Raw genomic sequence first — 15,866 nt, 5'->3', positions numbered from 1 at the left:
CCCCGAGACGAAAGACTGTCTCCCATCGATGTCGAGCCGCCTCCCTCCGCCGCTCGTTGGCGTCACCCCCTTCGAGCCTGCTGACGACCCCCCCAGCGACGCTCGGATCCTCGTCGTCGGTGGAACCGTGACCGCGTTCGTGGTGACCGCACTCCTCGAACGGACCGGTCACCGACCGACGCTCGTGACCGGGCGACACGAAGCGGCCATCTCCGCCGACGTCGTCCGCCTCTCCCGTTCGACGTTCGACGCACTCGCCACGGTCGTTCCCGCGGTCGACCTCGATGGCGTCGGCTCACCGGTCGACCGTCTCAGCGTCGCCAGCGGCGTCGAGTCGGCGACACTCTCCCCGGTGGACGACGCATCCCCACCGGTCCTGGTCGAACGTCGAGAACTCCGTCGTCGCTTCCGCCGGTCGTGTGACAGTCCGCAGCGACAGGCAGACGTCACATCCGTTCGGGAGACGCCGGATGGCGTGGCTGTATCGTTCGACGACGGGTCGCGCACGACGTTCGATCTCGTCGTCGCGGCCGACGGACCGAACTCGTTCCTCGGAACCCTCACGGACACGGTTCACGAGTTCGAGACGGGAATGCACGAGTGGACCGTTCGTACCGAGCGGCCGTCGTCGTGGGACGAGTGTCTCTGGGAGCGATGGGACCGTCGCGCACTCCTGTCCGCGGCATCGGTGTCGGACGAACTCGCAGTCAGCGTCAGGTTTCCACGGCGTCCCGGCTCCGACTCCGACCCGCGTGGCCGCGCGGACGCGGTCCTCGATGCTACCGACGACTCGATCGCGACCGTCCTCGGCGGACGCATCCCCGACCGGAGCACCTACCGGCTGCTCCCCGACCCGACCGTCGAATCCACGTGGTTCGCCGGGTCCGTGGTGTTCTGCGGAACAGCGGCCACACCGCTCGGCTGGGCGGGCGGGCTCGACACGACGCTCGCCGTCGAGGACGCCATGGTGCTCGCGTCCTCGCTTCGGACGGCCGAGGACTGTACAGCCGCGATAGAACACTACGCGAGGGACAGGCGTGCCCGGACGCTCGGCATCAGGGAGGCGACACGTGACGATGTCCAGTCCTGGTTCGAATCGTTCGTACCGGATGGAGAGGTCTCGCTGTGTGTGGACGCGACGCTCCGTGCGCTCGACCTCGGGGGCGAGTTCCTCCCGAGCCCTCGTGGGTAGTCTCATCTCGGCCGTCGAACAGCGCCGCGAGCACCACGGATTCGGCGCGTTGGAGGTCTTCGCTGGCGGTCGACGACGAGCGCCCAGCCTCCCGTGCGATGTCCGCCGCGTCGGGCCGGCCGCCGCTCGAACTGGCGGCTGCTATGGCGATGGCCGCGGCTCCCTGCTAGGGGAGTTCGGACTGTGGACGGGGGCACGTGGGTGAGGAGACCACTACGGACATTCGGACTTCTGGAGATACTCGTCGTCCTGTTCGTTCTCGTCGTCCCGCTCGCCATCCTCGTGCTGCCGTCGTCGGTGGGGTCTCCCGGTACAACCGCCGCGAGGACGGGCCGACCACGGAGACACACTCGAGCACGACCGAGGACGAACCGCCCGTTCCCGACGATTCTGGAGCCCCTGAACGGTCGAGACCGGACTCCATCTCCCGTCTGCTAGGCGATGTAGAAGCTCGGTGGATACAGCAACAGACAGAGCACCGCCGCCCGGCGGTCGATGCCCCGCTGCCAGTAGAACAGGCCGAGCACCAGCAACGAGACGACGAGCATGTACTGCGCCGAGGAGACGACGCCGCCGGGGTCCTCGAGGGCGACGTCGTAGAACAGCGGTCCGATGCCGAGGGAGAAGACGGGGTCGGTGATGTTGCTCCCGAGGATGGCTCCCACAGAGATGCCCTCCTCACCCCCGCGGGCCGCGATACCCGCGACCACGATCTCCGGCGCGGTCGTTCCCAGCCCGGTGAGCAGGCCGACGATGTACTCGGAGATGCCGACGGCGCGTGCGATCTCGACGCCGGCGGTCACCATGATGTGGCCGCCGAGGACGACCATCCCGAGCCCGAGGACGATCCACGGGACCGTCCGCCGGGGCGGCTCGCGCTCGACGACCTCCTCGGTGATCTCCTCGCCACCTTCGTTGGTGTACATCGTGTAGATGAAGAAGACGTACGAGAGCATCATCAGGAACCCCTCGGAACGGATAATCTCGCCGTCCTCGATGGTGAGTATCATGATGATCATCGAGAGCACCATCGCCCCGCCGTACACCATCACGTTCCGCCGCTGGGCGACGATGGGGGAGATGAGCGCCACCACCCCGATGGCGAGCGTGATCTGTGCGGTCTCCGACCCGACGATGTTCCCGACCAGCAGGTCCCCTGCACCGTACGAAGCGGCGTAGACGGAGGTCGTCATCTCCGGTACGGACGTCCCCACGGCGATGACGCTGACGCCGACGAACAGCTTCGAGACGCCGTAGTAGAGCGCGAGGTCGCCCGCCGAGGAGACGGCCCGCTCCGCACCGACCACGAGGAGTGCGAGCCCGCCGACGAAGAGGATGTACTGTTCGAGCACGGGCTGGACCTCACGCCGGTCTACTCGTTGGTGGGGTCGCCACCGTCCGCCGGACCGGTTCCGTGACTGGTCTGTCCACGTCGGCCCCCCTCAGCGTTTCGGTGCAGTGGACACGCGCTCCCCGGCCAGCAGCACGCGGATGGCCCGAATCGCCAGTCGGTCGAGGCTGAACGAGGCCACCGCGAAGGAGACGAAGAACACCACGACTGCGACCACGTCCAGAAGGGAGATGGCCGCCACGTCGACCGTCGCGACGCTCTCGATGAGTGTCACCGCCGCAGCAGTGCCGACCTCGAAGGTGACGAGTGCCGTCGCACCGGCCAGCACGGTCCCCAGGCCGTACGCCAGCATCCAGTACTGATCCGGAACCAGCCGGGAGACGGACCACCAGTCACGCTCGGGAACCGAGCGGCGGGTGAGGGCGTCGAACTGTGTCCGTAGCTGGTCGAGCAGCGTCACGGCGAGCACGAACCAGAGCAGCGCCGCGAGTCCGAGCCGGACCAGCGACGGCGAGAGTTCGAGCACGCGCCCGGCGAACAGGTCGACGACGGTCGGTGTCGCCCGATCGACGACGACGTAGAACAGCCAGTAGCCGAGGGCCGCGTCGACGGGGCCGTACGCCGGGAATCCGCCCTCCCTGCGGGGCCGCTTTTTGGTTCTGGTGGTGACGGTAGTTTCCATGCTCTAGAGACGCCGTGAGTGGACTTGAACTCGGACGGTCCGTCTCACCGGATGGGAACGACGGGGCCCCGAGAGCCCTCGTTCTGGTTCTCAGGTGGTGGGAGCCAGCAGTAGTCAGATGTGGTCACCTGACGTATCACAACGTATGAACAAACGGAGCAATCGGTCACTCGCAGGGAACCTGACGCTACTCCTCGGACTGCTGCTGTTCGTCGCCGGTGCGTCGGTCGTGGTGTTCGACTACCAGGTCGAGGTCCCGCTCCCCGTGCTCGGAACGCTCGCCCTCGTACTCGTCGGCGTCGGGGCCGCGACGCGCAACGCCGACGGCGGGGGACGAACGGCATGACGCTGCGGAAACGCCTGGGCCTGGTCACCATCGGCGGCCTGCTGGTCGGTGCTGTCGGTCTCGTGGTCGGTCGGGTCCGGACCGAACGGTCGACACGTCGCCGGGTCGACGGTCTCCTCGCAGCCGCGGGGCGACCGGCAGTCGAACTCGATGCGGTCGACGGGCTGTCCGACCTCCCGTCTCCAGTCCGTCGGTACTTCGACGCGGTGCTGGCTCCGGAGCGAGCACTCCCTCGGACCGCACGGCTGCACCAGCAGGGGTCGTTCCTGCTCGGCGACGAGTGGCGGCCGATGACCGCGACCCAGCACGTCACCGTCGACCCGCCGGGGTTCGTCTGGGACGCGAGCATCCACGCGGCACCGCTCGTTCCGGTCCGCGTCGTCGACGCCTACGAGGGCGGTGCGGGCTCGCTCCGGGCACTCGCCCTCGGTGTCGTTCCGGTCGCGACCGCGCCGTCGAACCCGGAGATGGACCGGAGCGAACTGCTGCGGTACCTCGCCGAGGGCCCCTGGGTACCGTCCGCATTGCTCCCGTCCAACGGTGTCGCGTGGGAGCCCGTGGACGAGAATCGCGCGAAGGCGACTATCGTCGACGGCTCGACGGCGGCATCGCTCGTGTTCCACTTCGACGATGCCGGCCTGGTCGAACGGGTCACCGCCGAGCGCCGCTATCGGCAGGAAGACGACGACTTCCTCCCGTGGACGGGCCACTTCGGCGAGTACGAGTGGCACGACGGCGTCCGTGTTCCGACCGAAGCACGCGTCGAGTGGGAGACCTCCACGGGGGCGTCACCGTACTGGCGAGCGCGTGTCACGGCGGTCGAATACGACGTTGCAGACCGCTCACGGCGCGGGCTCCCGGACGCTTGACCTGCCTCCGGAGCCCCTCGTGTGGAGCGTCTGGCGCTGGGGTTGCACGCTCGACGTCCGGTCGCCGACGACGGGTTTGCAGGACCGACAGTCGGTCCGGACTCGTCCCATCAGTCCGCCTTCGACTGGCCCTCGGTAACGTCGATGCTCCCCATCTCGGGCGCGGACTGGTCCCCGAGGCTGGTCTGGAGCTTCCCGATGGCCACGGCGACCGCGTAGATACCCACGCCACACAGGACGACCACACCGCCGGCAGTCGCGCCGATCTCGTACGAGACTGCGATGCCGAGCAGCACCGAGAGCTCGGCGAGTACGATGGAGACGAGCAACGATTCGTTGAAGCTCCTGGCGACCTGCGATGCGCCCGCCACGGGGACCACGAGCATCGCCGCCACGAGGATGACGCCCATTATCTGCATCGCGCCGACGACGACGAGCGCGGTCAGCATCACCATGATACGGTTGTACCAGCTCACGGAGATGCCGGCGACCTCCGCCGCCGTCTCGTCGAAGGTGACGTAGAGCAACTGGTTGCGCGTCAGGGCGACGACGCCGACGATGATGGCGAACAGCACGAGGAGGATGGCGGCGCTCTGGGAGGTCACCGTCGAGAGGTTCCCGAAGAGGTACTGGTCGACGCTGACCGTCAATCCGCCCGCGTTGATGCTGATGAGTGTCGTCCCGATGGCGAAACCGGTCGACAGCACGATGGCCATCGACACGTCGTTGTACGCGTCGGTCACCTCCGAGATGAGTTCGATGAACAGCGCGGCGATCATCGCCACGACGACCGCCGTCAGGTACGGCGTCACCCCGAGGTCGATGGCCGCGTTGAGGAACAGCCCGACCGCGACGCCCGCGAACGCGGTGTGGGCGAGGGCGTCGCCGATGAGTGCGAGCTGTCTGTGCACCAGGAACGTCCCGATGAGCGGTGCCATGACCCCGATGCAGAGGCCGACGAGGATGCCCCGCTGCATGAAGCCGTAGCTCAGCATCTCGATGCCGGCCGTCCGGGCGAGCCACGACATCGCACCCGACCAGAGGTCGAGGAGCCAGTACATCGGTGCCAACGCCGTATCGAGCGTCTCGTTCGGGGTGGACTGGAGCCACACTGCCGCGAGCGTCCCCGTCATTGTCGCTCACCCAGGAAGTTCGCGGCCGTCCCGAAGGCGCGGCCGAGCGCGTCGCTCTCGACGAACTCGTCGGTGGGACCGTCGAAGTACACCTCGCGGTTGAGACAGACGACGCGTTCGGCGTGCTCGGTCACGGCACCGAGGTCGTGTTCGATGAGCAGGACGGTGATTCCCCGGTCGTTCAGCGACTGGAGGAGTTCGTAGAACGCCTGCACCGATTCCGCATCGACGCCGACCGTCGGCTCGTCGAGCACCAGCAGTTCGGCCTCGCCCGCCAGCGCACGCGCGATGAAGGCTCGCTGACGCTGGCCCCCGGAGAGCTGCGTGATGCGCCGGTCCGCGAACGCCGACATCCCGACCGTCGCCAGCGCCTCGTCGACGATCTCCCTGTCCTCCTCCCAGAGGCGGCCGAAGCCGACGTGTGGGAACCGACCCATGTTCACGACCTCGCGGACCGTGATGGGCATCTCCTTCGAGGCGCTGGCGTGCTGGGCGACGTAGCCGAGCCGTTCCCCGTCGTCGAACCGATGCGCTGGCTCGCCGAACAGTCGTGCCTCGCCGCTGTCGGGCTCGAGCAGGCCGAGCATGAGCTGCATCAGCGTCGACTTGCCCGACCCGTTCGGCCCGACGACCGCGACGTACTCCCCCTCGGTTATCGAGAGGGAGACGTCCTCGACGACCGGCGTGGCGGTGTAGCCGAATTCGACGTCGCGCAGCTCGATGACGGTCCCACCCGTCGCCGATGCTGGAACGTCGGCCGTTGCCCCTCTCTCCACCGTTTCCTCCGCGTCTTCGGCACTCATTGGAAGTTCCTCCACTCGGAAGCCCAGCCGTTCGGCCCGGCCTCGTCGGGGGGCTTGTTTCCGAGAACGACCTCGAAGGTGGGCATGTTGATGTTGTAGGCGATCTCCTCGTAGCCCCAGTTCTCCGCGACCCACTCCTCCTTGACACCGGCGTACGGAGTCACCGGGAAGTACGCCTCCACGTCGGTCTCCTCCATCAGCTGGACCGCCGGGCGACGGGTCTCGAACACGCCGTTCGCGATGTACCTGATGTCGTGCTCCCGGATGGTCTCCTGGGCCCGTCGCATGTCCTCCGGAGCCACGTCACCGCTCGCGGCCAGGTTCGTCACCAGCGGTCGCATCTCGACGCCGTACCGGACCCCGATGTACTGGAAGGCGTTGTGGGCGGCCAGCTGGACGACCTGCCGGTCGGCTGCGTCGAAGATGGCCTGGTAGTCCGCGTCGATCCGGGCGAGTCGCTCGCTCTTGTAGGTGCGGGCGTTCTCTCGCAGCGTGTCCTCCTCGTCGGGCGCGAGCTCGACGAGCCCCTCGGTGATGTTGTCAACCGACTTCCGGGCGCGGTGGGGGTCGAGCCAGAAGTGTGGGTCCTTCCCCTTCTGTTCGCCCACACCTTCCTCGTCGGGGTCGAGGCTGGCAGCGAGGTCGACCAGCTCCACGCCCTCGCGGACATTGATGAGCTGCGTGTCCACGTTGTCGTCCTCGAGCGTCTGGATGGCACGGTCGGCCCACGGCTGGAACCCCGGCCCGACGTGGATGAACGCGTCGGCCTCGATGATGTCCCGCGTCACCTGTGCGTTGGGCTGCCAGCCGTGTCCGTGCATCCCGACCGGAACGAGGTTCTCGATCCGGATGGCCGTCCCGTCCGCTATCTTCCGGGCGAAGTCGTAGAAGCTGAAGAAGGAGGCCGCGGCCGTCAGTCCATCGTCGGAACTGGCGTTCGTTCCACCGAGACAGCCCGCGATTCCGCTCAGCAGTGCTCCACCGCCGACTGCGAGTGCCTGCCGGCGAGAGAGACGAGAGGAGGAAATCCCGTTCGTATCGTTCATACTCGGTCGACGCTAGTCTCTCAAAACATATAACTATTATCTTCTAACTCTGAAATTAGACGTATCTAAACCATATTACGTAGTGGTGACCGAGACGGTCACGAGCTGACTATCCTTTCGCGTGACTACCCCCACGCCATCAGTGCTCCTCCTCCCTGTATTACTAACGTCTAAACTCGTTTTTCGGCGTATCCATCCCTCCACTCGAGTCGGGGTAGAAGCTCTCATACCAGATTCCGCCGACTATCCCGTCGACTCCTGCCACCCGCCAGCGTCGATCACGGCGAACAGCTTCCCCCAGTTCTCGTCGTCCCGCGCCTGTGGAAGCTGGTCCCGGAGATGCTGGAAGTCGGACGCCGGCACCTGCGACGCAACCAGATCCACGATGACCTGCGCGTGGTACGCCGCCTCCTGACGCTCAGTCCCCTCTATCTCGGCGACCCGGTCGACGAACTCGGACCAGTCGAACCGCTGACCGTGTTCCACCACCGCGCCGGTCGGGTACCACTTGACCTCCAGCGGGAGCGACGCCGCGAGGTCCGCCGCGTTGCCCGCGGGGATGCGCTGACCCAGCGTCGTGAGCGTCGCCCTGATGGCACGGACCGTCTCGCCGGTTCCCGGCAGTTCGAGGCGGTGCTGTACCTCACCCGTGAACTCGTCGAAGTTCATCTCCCGTACCGGTTGGACCGCGGCCCGCAATAGAACACAGTGACTACCCGGGACAACTATTGCCTAAGCACAGCTTACCGACCACCGAGCGTCGCGGAATCCGTGTCGACCCTGGTGGGAGCGTCGTCAGGACAGCACCCCGAGTTCGAACACTGCGAGGTACACCTGGCCGAGCCCCGCGAGGACCATCACCACGCCCGCGACCAGCTGGACGTGCCGGGAGTACGCGCCCAGCTCCCGCCACGCGTCGACACCCACTCCCGCGAGGAGCGTCACGCCGACTAGCGGGAGCGCGACGGCGAGTGCGTACACCGCCAGCACGACCGCGGCACCCCCCGTCGGCAGCGATAGGGCCTGGGTCAGCACCCCGACGAACAGCGGGACCACACAGCCCGCGGCGGCGACGGCGTACACCGCGCCGAACACGCCGAACCCGAGCACGGAGGTCGGGCGCTTCGGGAGCGAGAGCCGGAGCTCCGGGCCGCGACCCGTCAGCGTGAGGAGCCCGAACACGACCATCCCCCCACCGACGACAGGCTCCAGCAACGGGAGCGACCGTCTGACCGGGCCGCCGACTGCGAGCACCAGCCCGGCGACGGCCGACAGTGCGGCCAGCGCACCGACGGCAGCGGCCACCGCCACGGGGACCATCGACGTCTCCGAGTCGCTCTCGCTCAGGTAGTAGCCCACGTAGCCGGGCAGCAGCGGGAACGCACACGGGGCGAAGAAGGTCGCGACACCGGCGCTCGCGGCGAACGCGACGACCGCGGCGAGGTCGAGTTCAGTCATCCCCGACGAGCGGGTCGAGCCGGCTCCGGAGCGTCGCTGCGCTCGCGAGCCCGCCGTGTTCGTACACGGGTTCGCCGTCCGCGTCGACGATGACGATGAACGGGAGTCCGCTCGCCCCGAACGCGGTCAGCAGCTCGCTCCCGGGGTCGACGCCGACGGTCCAGTCGCCGCCGTTCCGGTTCCACCAGTCGGCGATGTCCTCTCTGGTCAGGGTCTCGCCGGGCCGCTCGTTGGTGACCGAGACGAACGAGACGGAGTCGTACGCCGGTTCGAGTTCGTTCAACTCGGCGAGCTGGTCGTCACAGGGTGCACACCACGTCGCGAAGAGGTCAACGACGGTCACCGTTCCGGGGGTCGGTACCGTGGCCGACCCGGCGGCCGACCCGTTCGCGTCGAGCGTCTCGACCGTCAGCGGGAGTCGGTCGCTGCTCGACGACCCGAGCCCGTTCCGTGCGACCCACAGGCTCCCACCGGTCAGGCCCACCCCCGCCAGCGCGGTCAGGACCCGCCGTCTGTTCACGCCGTCCTCACCCGTTCGAGGTCCGAGAGGATGGTGTCGACGTCAGGGGACTGGTCGCGGTAGGCCCGCTCGACGTAGCCGTCGGCGTTCACGAGCAACGTGAGCGACGTGTGCGTGAACATGTACATCTCCATGTCCTCCGGCTCGGTCCGCCGGAACGCGACCCCGAACTCGTCCTCGACGACGGCCTTCGCACGCTCCGTCGACGACGGCCGCAGGAAGTGCCAGTTCGCCGCGTCCGCGGCGACGTTCCGCTCCTCGGCGTAGCTCCGCAGCCGGGTTTCCGTGTCCCGTTCCGGGTCGAACGTCACCGGCAGGAGCGCCACCTCGTCAGCGTAGCCGTTGTTGTGGGCGTGGGTCTGGACGTTCCGCAACGTCGAGATGAGGACCGGACAGACGGTCTGGCAGTGGCTGTAGAAGAACGTCAGGAGCTGTGGTCGCTCGATGGATGCGAGCTTGACGTCCCGGGTCTCGAGCGGAGCCGGGAGCGTGACGTCCGGGAGCCGCTGGCCCCAGGCCGGGTAAGCCACGTCCTCGCTCTCGAACGGGTTCCCGGGGTCTCCGAGCACGACGTTCGGGTTCGAATCCTCGCTCAGAACCCCGAGGCAGCCCGAGAGGGCGCTGCCACCGGCGACGGTCCCCACGGTCGCGAGCACGTTCCGCCGTTTCATGCCCGACACTTGCCCCGACGAGAACAAGTGTAATCTGGTTCGTCGGTCGAATCTCGTCGTCACACGACGGCACACCGCGACGTCGGCCACTCCCGCGGCAGCCAGTAACCCGTGTCTGAAAACGAGTATGTAGTTTTATGCCGAGTCATCCGGTGGTCTGTAGCAGTAATCGCCATGCAGGTCACCGTCACCGACATCGAAGCGGCCCGCGAGCGGCTCGACGACGACTCCGTCGTCCGCGAGACACCCATCGAGACGAACCGCTCGCTCGCCGCCGAGGCCGACGCCGCGGTCCGCCTGAAGATGGAGCACCTCCAGCGCACCGGCTCGTTCAAGACACGCGGTGCGTACAACAAGCTCACGCAGGTCGTCGCCTCGGGGAGCGACGCGACCCGTGCACTCGCCGCCAGCGCGGGGAACCACGCACAGGGCGTCGCCCTCGCCGCGACGAAGGTCGGCCTCGACGCGACCATCGTGATGCCGAAGGGCGCTCCGCAGGCGAAGATCGACGCGACGGAGAGCTACGGTGCCGAGGTCGTCCTCCACGGCGAGGACTTCCAGGCGGCGATGCGGCACGCGAAGACGTTGAACGACGACGACAGCGTCTTCGTCCACGCCTACGACGACCCCGACATCGTCGCCGGACAGGGGACCCTCGGGCTGGAGATCGTCGAACAGGTGCCCGACGTGGACACCGTCGTCGTTCCCATCGGCGGCGGCGGGCTCATCGGCGGTATCGCGACCGCCGTCAAGGCACGGTCGCCCGAGACTCGCGTCGTCGGCGTACAGGCCGAGTCCGCTGCGACCGTCCCCGAGAGCCTCGATAAGGGCTTCCCGGTGACCATCGACTCCATGCAGACCATCGCCGACGGCATCGCGACCGGCGGTATCTCCCAGCTGACCTACGAGCTCATCTCGGCGCACGTCGACGAGGTCGTCACCGTCACCGATACCCAGATCGCGGAGAGCGTGCTGTTCATGCTCGAACGGACGAAGCAGATGGTCGAGGGGGCCGGGGCGACGTCGGTCGCGGCCGTCCGGAGCGACGCGCTCGACGTGAGCGACGAGGTGGTCGTCCCCCTGCTCTGTGGCGGGAACCTCAGCATGACCGACCTCCAGACCGTGCTGACCCACGGGCTCACCCATCGCAACCAGCTCGTCCACCTCCAGGTACACATCGTCGACCGCCCCGGGGAGATGAGCCGCGTCTCCGCCCTCATCGCCGACTGCGGGGCGAACATCCACGACGTGACCCACGAGCGCTCCGCGAAGGAGCTCGACGTCGGCGACGCCTACCTCCAGTTCCACGTCCAGACCAGCGGGACCGGCCAGACCGAACGCATCCTCGCGTCGCTGCGCGACGCCGGATACGAAGTCGACCTCCTGAACTGACCGGGGCGAGTCCCGGACCCCTCAACGACCGCCGGTGGCCCCGAGGACATCCTCGAGTTCGAACAGGGAGACGTCCGTTCGCTCCCGTGCCGTCGCCCGCAGGTCGTCGGTGAACCCCGAACGACTGAATAGTGCGTACCGCGTCGTCGCGTCGGCCGGCTCCTCGGACCAGCGGACCTCCGTCGTGGTCCGCTCGAGGTCGGCAAGTACCCCCTCGCCCACCGGCGACTCGGTGAACTTGCACTCGCCCGCGACCAGGCCCGCGTCGCTCAACCCCAGCACGTCGAGTTCGTGCTCCTTGTACCACCACTGGCCGACGGCCCGGTACTGGCCGTCGAGCAGCTGCGGCAGCGTCTGCTGACACAGGCGTTCGAACAGTGGGCTCACGTAGTCCGCGAGCGCCGGCGCGACCAGTTCCTCGAAGGCATCTTCCCCAAGCAGGCGTAGCCTGTCCTGCTGACCGTAGACGAACCGGAACCAGAACCGGAACAGCGGGGCGGCGATCCGGTACCGGCCGCGCTTCGACGACGTCGGTGATTCAGTGACCGGGATGTGCCGTTCGACCAGTCTGAGTCTGCGGAGCTTCTGGAGGTACGTGCTCAACGACGCTGACTCGATGCCCGCCATCCCGGCGATCTCGTTCGGCGTCCGGCGGCCGTGTGCCAGCGCCCGGAGGATGCTGAAGTACGTGTTCGGCTGGCGCAGCTCCGTCCGCAGCAGGAACTCCGGCTCGGAGTAGAGCAATCCCTGCTCCGAGAGGATGTTCTCCCGGACGTTCTCGGCGAGCCGCTGCTCCGGGTCGATGGTCCGCAGGTAGTACGGTGTCCCGCCGAAGATGGCCCACGTCTCGACGGCGGTCTCGGCGTCGTACCCGGGGAAGAACTCGCGGGCGTCGCCGACCGAGAGCGGCCCGAGGTCTATCGTCGCGGTTCGCCGACCGTAGAGGGGACTGCCCCCCGAGAGGACCTTCTCCTCCATCACGCTGATGGACGAACCGATGAGGACCAGCGTCATCCCTGTCTCCTCCAGCTGCGTGTCCCAGACGCGCTGGAGCCGCGATGGCAGCGACTCGTCGGCGTCGATCAGGAACGGGAACTCGTCGATGACGACGACGGCCTCCTCCCGGCCGAGTGCCTCGAGTAGTGCCTCCCAGTCCCGCCTGACGTTCCCGACCGACGGTACCGCTTCCGTCGCCGCCTCGACGAAGTACTCGAGCTGGTTCTCCGCGGTGGACTCCGTCGCCTGGTAGTACACCGCGTCGTTCCGGTCGAGGATCGACTGCCGCACCAGCTCGCTCTTCCCGAGCCGTCGACGGCCGTACAGGACGACGAACTCGGCCTCGTCGGACTCGTAGGCGGCCCTGAGCCGTGCTACCTCCTTCTTCCGGTCGACGAACGACGCCATACGACACGTGCGTCAACCCGACACTTGGAAGCTTCGATTATGGAAATGTAGATTTCTGAAATCGTGATTTCTATAATCGAGGTCGGTGGAATCGAGTCCAGTCCACCAGGGGTCGACTCCCCCAGAGCACAGCGTTCCGGACGCCCACACCGGCATCGGTCGCACAGACGAGGTCGCAGACGACGGAGGCGGCCGACCGATCAATCCGGTGTCCACAGCCATCGATCACCGCAACAGACGGCCACAGGACCCGTCAGTACCACCGCCGTGCGAGGGGCGCGGTCGCCAGTAGTGCCAGCACCGCCGCAAGTACGCCGAAGCCTGGCACGTCCCCGTCGGTGGCCGGCTCGGTCGGCGACGACGCAGGAGCACTGGTCGCCTCTCCCTCAGTGGGACGCGTCGTCTGGGCAGGTACACCTGTGGTTCCCGTCGTCTGGGTGGGTCCATCGGTGACTTCAGTGGTCTGGGACGGGTCGGCTGTGGTTCTCGTCGTCGTGGTCCCTGCGGATTCGACGGTGACCGATCCGACCGACTGGTTGTCGATAGCGAATGCGTACTCACCGGGCTCGGCGAACCTGTGACTCAGTGAGATAGTCCGGTTCCCCTCGGCAGGGAGGCTGACCGTCTCGTTCCCCACGTGTACACCGTCGACGTAGAGCGCGACGGTGTAGTTCGCGGCCTGGGTTGCGTCGGTAGCGAGGGTAACGTTCACGTTGACGGTTACCTCCACCTCTAGGGTATCACCCTGGCTGAGTCCGAACAGCGTCCGGCTGAAGTTCCGACAGACGCGTTGGCCGGATATGGCGGTGGTCGTGTCGACCTCGACGCCGTCTTTCGAGGTGGGTTCCAACAGAGCCGTGTCGTCGCCCTCGGCCCACTTGCTGACGCCGGACACGGTGAGTTCGCCGGCCCCGTTGATCGTCAGGCCAGACCCCGTGACGTCCGTCAGTGCGGTGTCGCCGGTGGCACCACCGTTGAGCTCCTCCGTGTAGAGTTCGTTCAACGGGTCACTGCTGGTCCCGGCCTGTTCCGACGGATCGCCGGCCGCTGTACCCGCACCGTGACCGATGAGGGCGAGGACACCTCCTGCTTTGAGTACCGTTCTGTGGTCGTGGAAAGGGGATCCTCCTGGAGAGCTCTATGGCGTCGTTCGCCGGCAGGCCACTTTCGAAACGATATCGTCGATAACGGTTTATCGTAGGCTACTCGTCGAACGTCATCCCGTAGCCCCACTCCTCCAGCTCGCCCTCGACCTCGTCGAGATGCTCGAGACCGACCATCACGAGCGCCTCTCGGAGGTCCGTGAGCGATACGTCGGCGTCGAAGCGCTCCTCCAGCTCCCGGAGTGCGTCTCGCTCGGCGCTCTTCGTCTCGGGCTTGAGGAACAGCGGGACACGGTCACGCCCGTCCTGGACGCCGTCGCGCCGGAACTTGTACGGGATGGACATCGAGCGGCGACCGCCGCTCCGACTACTGCCCGAGGAGGAGTGGTCGGCGCTTTCGGTGCTGCTCGATTCGCCTGACGCTGCCCCCGTCGTCGTGCCTGTGCTCGAACTTCCGGACGGCCCAGTGTCTTCCGGCGTTTCCTCCGCGAACGGGTCCTCTCCGGCACCCTCTTTCATCCCCGTCATGGGGCGAGCACCTCGTGTTCGAGATCGCCAGGTTCGGGCGGGTTCGGGGCCTGCAGTCCGACCTCGCGTTCCAGATGGCGGGCGATGCGGTCGAACTGGGCCAGCGTCTCCACCTCGTAGTCACGCTGTCGGTCGCGGTGCTCGCGCACGTACCGGTACGCCGAGCACTGCTGCATCCAGCAGCCCTCCATCATCGACGCTCGCTCGCCGATGATCTCCGGAATCGGGTACTGGATCTCGTCGAGGATGGTCCGCTGGTCGCGCGTGTCCTTGAACCCGATGGGGATGGCACCGAGCACACCGACGTCGACCTCCAGTTGCTCCTCCAGCCCCGCCACGAGGGATTCGAGACCTTCGACTGCGGCACGGCCCTTCGCGCTCGGCTCCACGGGGATCACGAGCGAGCGCGTGGCGTGGATGGCGTTGTAGAGGTGCGGGCCCTCCGTCGCCGGCGGGTCACAGATGAGGACATCGTACTTCTCGGGGACGCCGGCCTCGCGCAGCACCCGGAGGAGCTGGGCGTGCATCCCGAAGGCCTCGCCCATCGCCTCGGCCTGGTCCTTCTCGCGCTGGAGGTACTCCGCGAGGTCCGAGAGCATGTTGTGCTCGGGGACGATGTCGACGCCCTCGACGGTTCTGACGAGGTCGTCGAACTCACCTTTCGGTCGTCGGATCATGTGCCGGACGACGTTGTCGACCGGTTCCGTCCGCTGGTCGTCGACGCCGAACAGCCGGGAGAGGTCGCCGTCCTGTGGGTCGAGCGGGACGACGAGTGGCTTTAGCCCGGCGCGAGCGTGCGCCACTGCCAGGTTGGCGGCGGTCGTCGTCTTGCCGACCCCGCCGGCCTCGCTGTACGTCGAGTACGCTAACATGCTCGGTTCATCACACCCATTCATCTTGAATGTTCGTCAGACGCATTCGTGACTTCCGGTGGTGAACGTGACAAGTGAACACGAACGTTGAACACACCTAACGAGCACATGTACTGAATTCGCCTCTTGAACTCAACAACTTTCAGCAATCAACGAACACAACTTTTCTCAACAACTACGTACTGCAACACCTTCCAGTAATAAAGTACACCAACGGCCTACAGTAAGGCGCTACATTCATCGTCTGTATTCAGTGTTCCACTCTCATCTTATATGCTACTCAATTCACCAATGAATTGCAGCAATGAACACAATGATGGAACTACATAGATGAATGTATCTTATGAACACAACTAGTGAATATGGTCGATGAACACAGAAGATGAATGTCGGTACGGGAGTCGATTCTGGTGGTGTTTCATGGAGGCTACCGACCGACTGAACATCACGACAGCACGCCCCTCGAGTCACGAACGAACGCCGAGAACGAACGGGA

At 66.6% G+C, this 15,866-nt stretch carries 17 protein-coding genes; 4 read left to right on the top strand and 13 right to left on the bottom strand.

Annotated elements, in window-relative coordinates; all coding sequences use genetic code 11:
* The first annotated feature begins 28 nt into the window (after window positions 1-28).
* Window positions 29-1,192 carry a Rossmann-fold NAD(P)-binding domain-containing protein gene (locus tag NO345_RS15460; RefSeq protein WP_256300677.1) on the top strand — a complete coding sequence of 388 codons (1,164 nt, stop codon included), beginning with the start codon at window positions 29-31 and terminating at the stop codon, window positions 1,190-1,192.
* Window positions 1,193-1,626: 434 nt separating this feature from the next.
* On the opposite strand, the gene NO345_RS19860 is transcribed toward NO345_RS15460, so the two are convergent.
* Together NO345_RS19860 and NO345_RS15450 are read right to left on the bottom strand one after the other, a co-directional pair.
* The gene (locus NO345_RS19860) at window positions 1,627-2,544 is read right to left on the bottom strand and encodes a sodium:calcium antiporter (protein WP_256300675.1); all 918 of its coding nucleotides are present in this window, start codon (window positions 2,542-2,544) and stop codon (window positions 1,627-1,629) included.
* Between the two features lie 90 nt (window positions 2,545-2,634).
* Window positions 2,635-3,225, bottom strand: coding sequence for a hypothetical protein (locus NO345_RS15450; protein WP_256300673.1), 591 nt, complete (start codon window positions 3,223-3,225; stop codon window positions 2,635-2,637).
* 145 nt (window positions 3,226-3,370) lie between these two features.
* On the opposite strand from NO345_RS15450, the gene NO345_RS15445 reads away from it, so the two are divergent.
* Window positions 3,371-3,571 (top strand): hypothetical protein, encoded by a 201-nt coding sequence (locus NO345_RS15445; RefSeq protein WP_256300671.1) that lies wholly within the window; start codon window positions 3,371-3,373, stop codon window positions 3,569-3,571.
* Window positions 3,568-4,440: a DUF6920 family protein gene (locus tag NO345_RS15440; RefSeq protein WP_256300670.1), complete on the top strand. Its 873-nt coding sequence runs from the start codon at window positions 3,568-3,570 to the stop codon at window positions 4,438-4,440. Before NO345_RS15445 ends, NO345_RS15440 begins: the two co-directional genes overlap by 4 nt.
* 110 nt (window positions 4,441-4,550) lie before the next feature.
* Here NO345_RS15440 and NO345_RS15435 read toward each other — a convergent pair whose 3' ends face one another.
* The 7 genes from NO345_RS15435 to NO345_RS15405 form a co-directional block, all read right to left on the bottom strand.
* A complete protein-coding gene (locus NO345_RS15435) occupies window positions 4,551-5,573 on the bottom strand; it encodes a metal ABC transporter permease (RefSeq protein ID WP_368407886.1) in 1,023 nt (340 codons plus the stop codon).
* Entirely contained in the window at window positions 5,570-6,376 is an 807-nt protein-coding gene (locus NO345_RS15430) for a metal ABC transporter ATP-binding protein (RefSeq protein WP_256300668.1), read from the bottom strand. Before NO345_RS15430 ends, NO345_RS15435 begins: the two co-directional genes overlap by 4 nt.
* Complete coding sequence (locus tag NO345_RS15425; RefSeq protein ID WP_256300666.1) at window positions 6,373-7,422, bottom strand: metal ABC transporter substrate-binding protein; 1,050 nt, start codon at window positions 7,420-7,422, stop codon at window positions 6,373-6,375. Before NO345_RS15425 ends, NO345_RS15430 begins: the two co-directional genes overlap by 4 nt.
* 243 nt (window positions 7,423-7,665) lie before the next feature.
* Entirely contained in the window at window positions 7,666-8,091 is a 426-nt protein-coding gene (locus tag NO345_RS15420; protein WP_256300664.1) for a DUF2267 domain-containing protein, read from the bottom strand.
* Window positions 8,092-8,217: 126 nt separating this feature from the next.
* Window positions 8,218-8,880, bottom strand: a complete 663-nt coding sequence (locus tag NO345_RS15415; protein ID WP_256300662.1) for a cytochrome c biogenesis protein CcdA — start codon at window positions 8,878-8,880, stop codon at window positions 8,218-8,220.
* A complete protein-coding gene (locus NO345_RS15410; RefSeq protein ID WP_256300660.1) occupies window positions 8,873-9,400 on the bottom strand; it encodes a TlpA family protein disulfide reductase in 528 nt (175 codons plus the stop codon). The genes NO345_RS15415 and NO345_RS15410 overlap by 8 nt, the downstream gene beginning before the upstream one ends.
* Window positions 9,397-10,071, bottom strand: coding sequence for an SCO family protein (locus NO345_RS15405; RefSeq protein ID WP_256300658.1), 675 nt, complete (start codon window positions 10,069-10,071; stop codon window positions 9,397-9,399). Before NO345_RS15405 ends, NO345_RS15410 begins: the two co-directional genes overlap by 4 nt.
* 174 nt (window positions 10,072-10,245) lie before the next feature.
* On the opposite strand from NO345_RS15405, the gene ilvA reads away from it, so the two are divergent.
* Window positions 10,246-11,463 carry a threonine ammonia-lyase gene (ilvA, locus tag NO345_RS15400; RefSeq protein ID WP_256300656.1) on the top strand — a complete coding sequence of 406 codons (1,218 nt, stop codon included), beginning with the start codon at window positions 10,246-10,248 and terminating at the stop codon, window positions 11,461-11,463.
* A gap of 21 nt (window positions 11,464-11,484) precedes the next feature.
* On the opposite strand, the gene NO345_RS15395 is transcribed toward ilvA, so the two are convergent.
* The 4 genes from NO345_RS15395 to NO345_RS15380 all read right to left on the bottom strand — a co-directional run bounded on the left by NO345_RS15395 (window position 11,485) and on the right by NO345_RS15380 (window position 15,370).
* A complete protein-coding gene (locus NO345_RS15395; protein ID WP_256300654.1) occupies window positions 11,485-12,867 on the bottom strand; it encodes an ATP-binding protein in 1,383 nt (460 codons plus the stop codon).
* 253 nt (window positions 12,868-13,120) lie between these two features.
* Window positions 13,121-13,870, bottom strand: a complete 750-nt coding sequence (locus tag NO345_RS15390) for a PGF-CTERM sorting domain-containing protein (RefSeq protein ID WP_256300652.1) — start codon at window positions 13,868-13,870, stop codon at window positions 13,121-13,123.
* 199 nt (window positions 13,871-14,069) lie between these two features.
* Window positions 14,070-14,498 (bottom strand): DUF7970 domain-containing protein, encoded by a 429-nt coding sequence (locus NO345_RS19855; protein WP_368407885.1) that lies wholly within the window; start codon window positions 14,496-14,498, stop codon window positions 14,070-14,072.
* On the bottom strand, window positions 14,495-15,370 hold the full coding sequence (locus NO345_RS15380) for a ParA family protein (RefSeq protein WP_256300648.1): 876 nt from the start codon (window positions 15,368-15,370) through the stop codon (window positions 14,495-14,497). The genes NO345_RS19855 and NO345_RS15380 overlap by 4 nt, the downstream gene beginning before the upstream one ends.
* Window positions 15,371-15,866: the final 496 nt, after the last annotated feature.

It is taken from the genome of Haloarchaeobius salinus (genome assembly GCF_024464185.1).
GTDB lineage: Archaea > Halobacteriota > Halobacteria > Halobacteriales > Natrialbaceae > Haloarchaeobius > Haloarchaeobius salinus.
Note: the sequence above shows the minus strand (reverse complement) of the source record. Positions and strands in the feature narration are given on the sequence as shown.

Coding starts and splice junctions, on each gene's coding strand:
- NO345_RS15460 (WP_256300677.1), top strand. CDS start 29: ATGTCGAGCCGCCTCCCTCCGCCGCTCGTTGGCGTCACCCCCTTCGAG.
- NO345_RS15450 (WP_256300673.1), bottom strand. CDS start 3,225: ATGGAAACTACCGTCACCACCAGAACCAAAAAGCGGCCCCGCAGGGAG.
- NO345_RS15445 (WP_256300671.1), top strand. CDS start 3,371: ATGAACAAACGGAGCAATCGGTCACTCGCAGGGAACCTGACGCTACTC.
- NO345_RS15440 (WP_256300670.1), top strand. CDS start 3,568: ATGACGCTGCGGAAACGCCTGGGCCTGGTCACCATCGGCGGCCTGCTG.
- NO345_RS15435 (WP_368407886.1), bottom strand. CDS start 5,573: ATGACGGGGACGCTCGCGGCAGTGTGGCTCCAGTCCACCCCGAACGAG.
- NO345_RS15430 (WP_256300668.1), bottom strand. CDS start 6,376: ATGAGTGCCGAAGACGCGGAGGAAACGGTGGAGAGAGGGGCAACGGCC.
- NO345_RS15425 (WP_256300666.1), bottom strand. CDS start 7,422: ATGAACGATACGAACGGGATTTCCTCCTCTCGTCTCTCTCGCCGGCAG.
- NO345_RS15420 (WP_256300664.1), bottom strand. CDS start 8,091: ATGAACTTCGACGAGTTCACGGGTGAGGTACAGCACCGCCTCGAACTG.
- NO345_RS15415 (WP_256300662.1), bottom strand. CDS start 8,880: ATGACTGAACTCGACCTCGCCGCGGTCGTCGCGTTCGCCGCGAGCGCC.
- NO345_RS15405 (WP_256300658.1), bottom strand. CDS start 10,071: ATGAAACGGCGGAACGTGCTCGCGACCGTGGGGACCGTCGCCGGTGGC.
- ilvA (WP_256300656.1), top strand. CDS start 10,246: ATGCAGGTCACCGTCACCGACATCGAAGCGGCCCGCGAGCGGCTCGAC.
- NO345_RS15395 (WP_256300654.1), bottom strand. CDS start 12,867: ATGGCGTCGTTCGTCGACCGGAAGAAGGAGGTAGCACGGCTCAGGGCC.
- NO345_RS19855 (WP_368407885.1), bottom strand. CDS start 14,498: ATGACGGGGATGAAAGAGGGTGCCGGAGAGGACCCGTTCGCGGAGGAA.
- NO345_RS15380 (WP_256300648.1), bottom strand. CDS start 15,370: ATGTTAGCGTACTCGACGTACAGCGAGGCCGGCGGGGTCGGCAAGACG.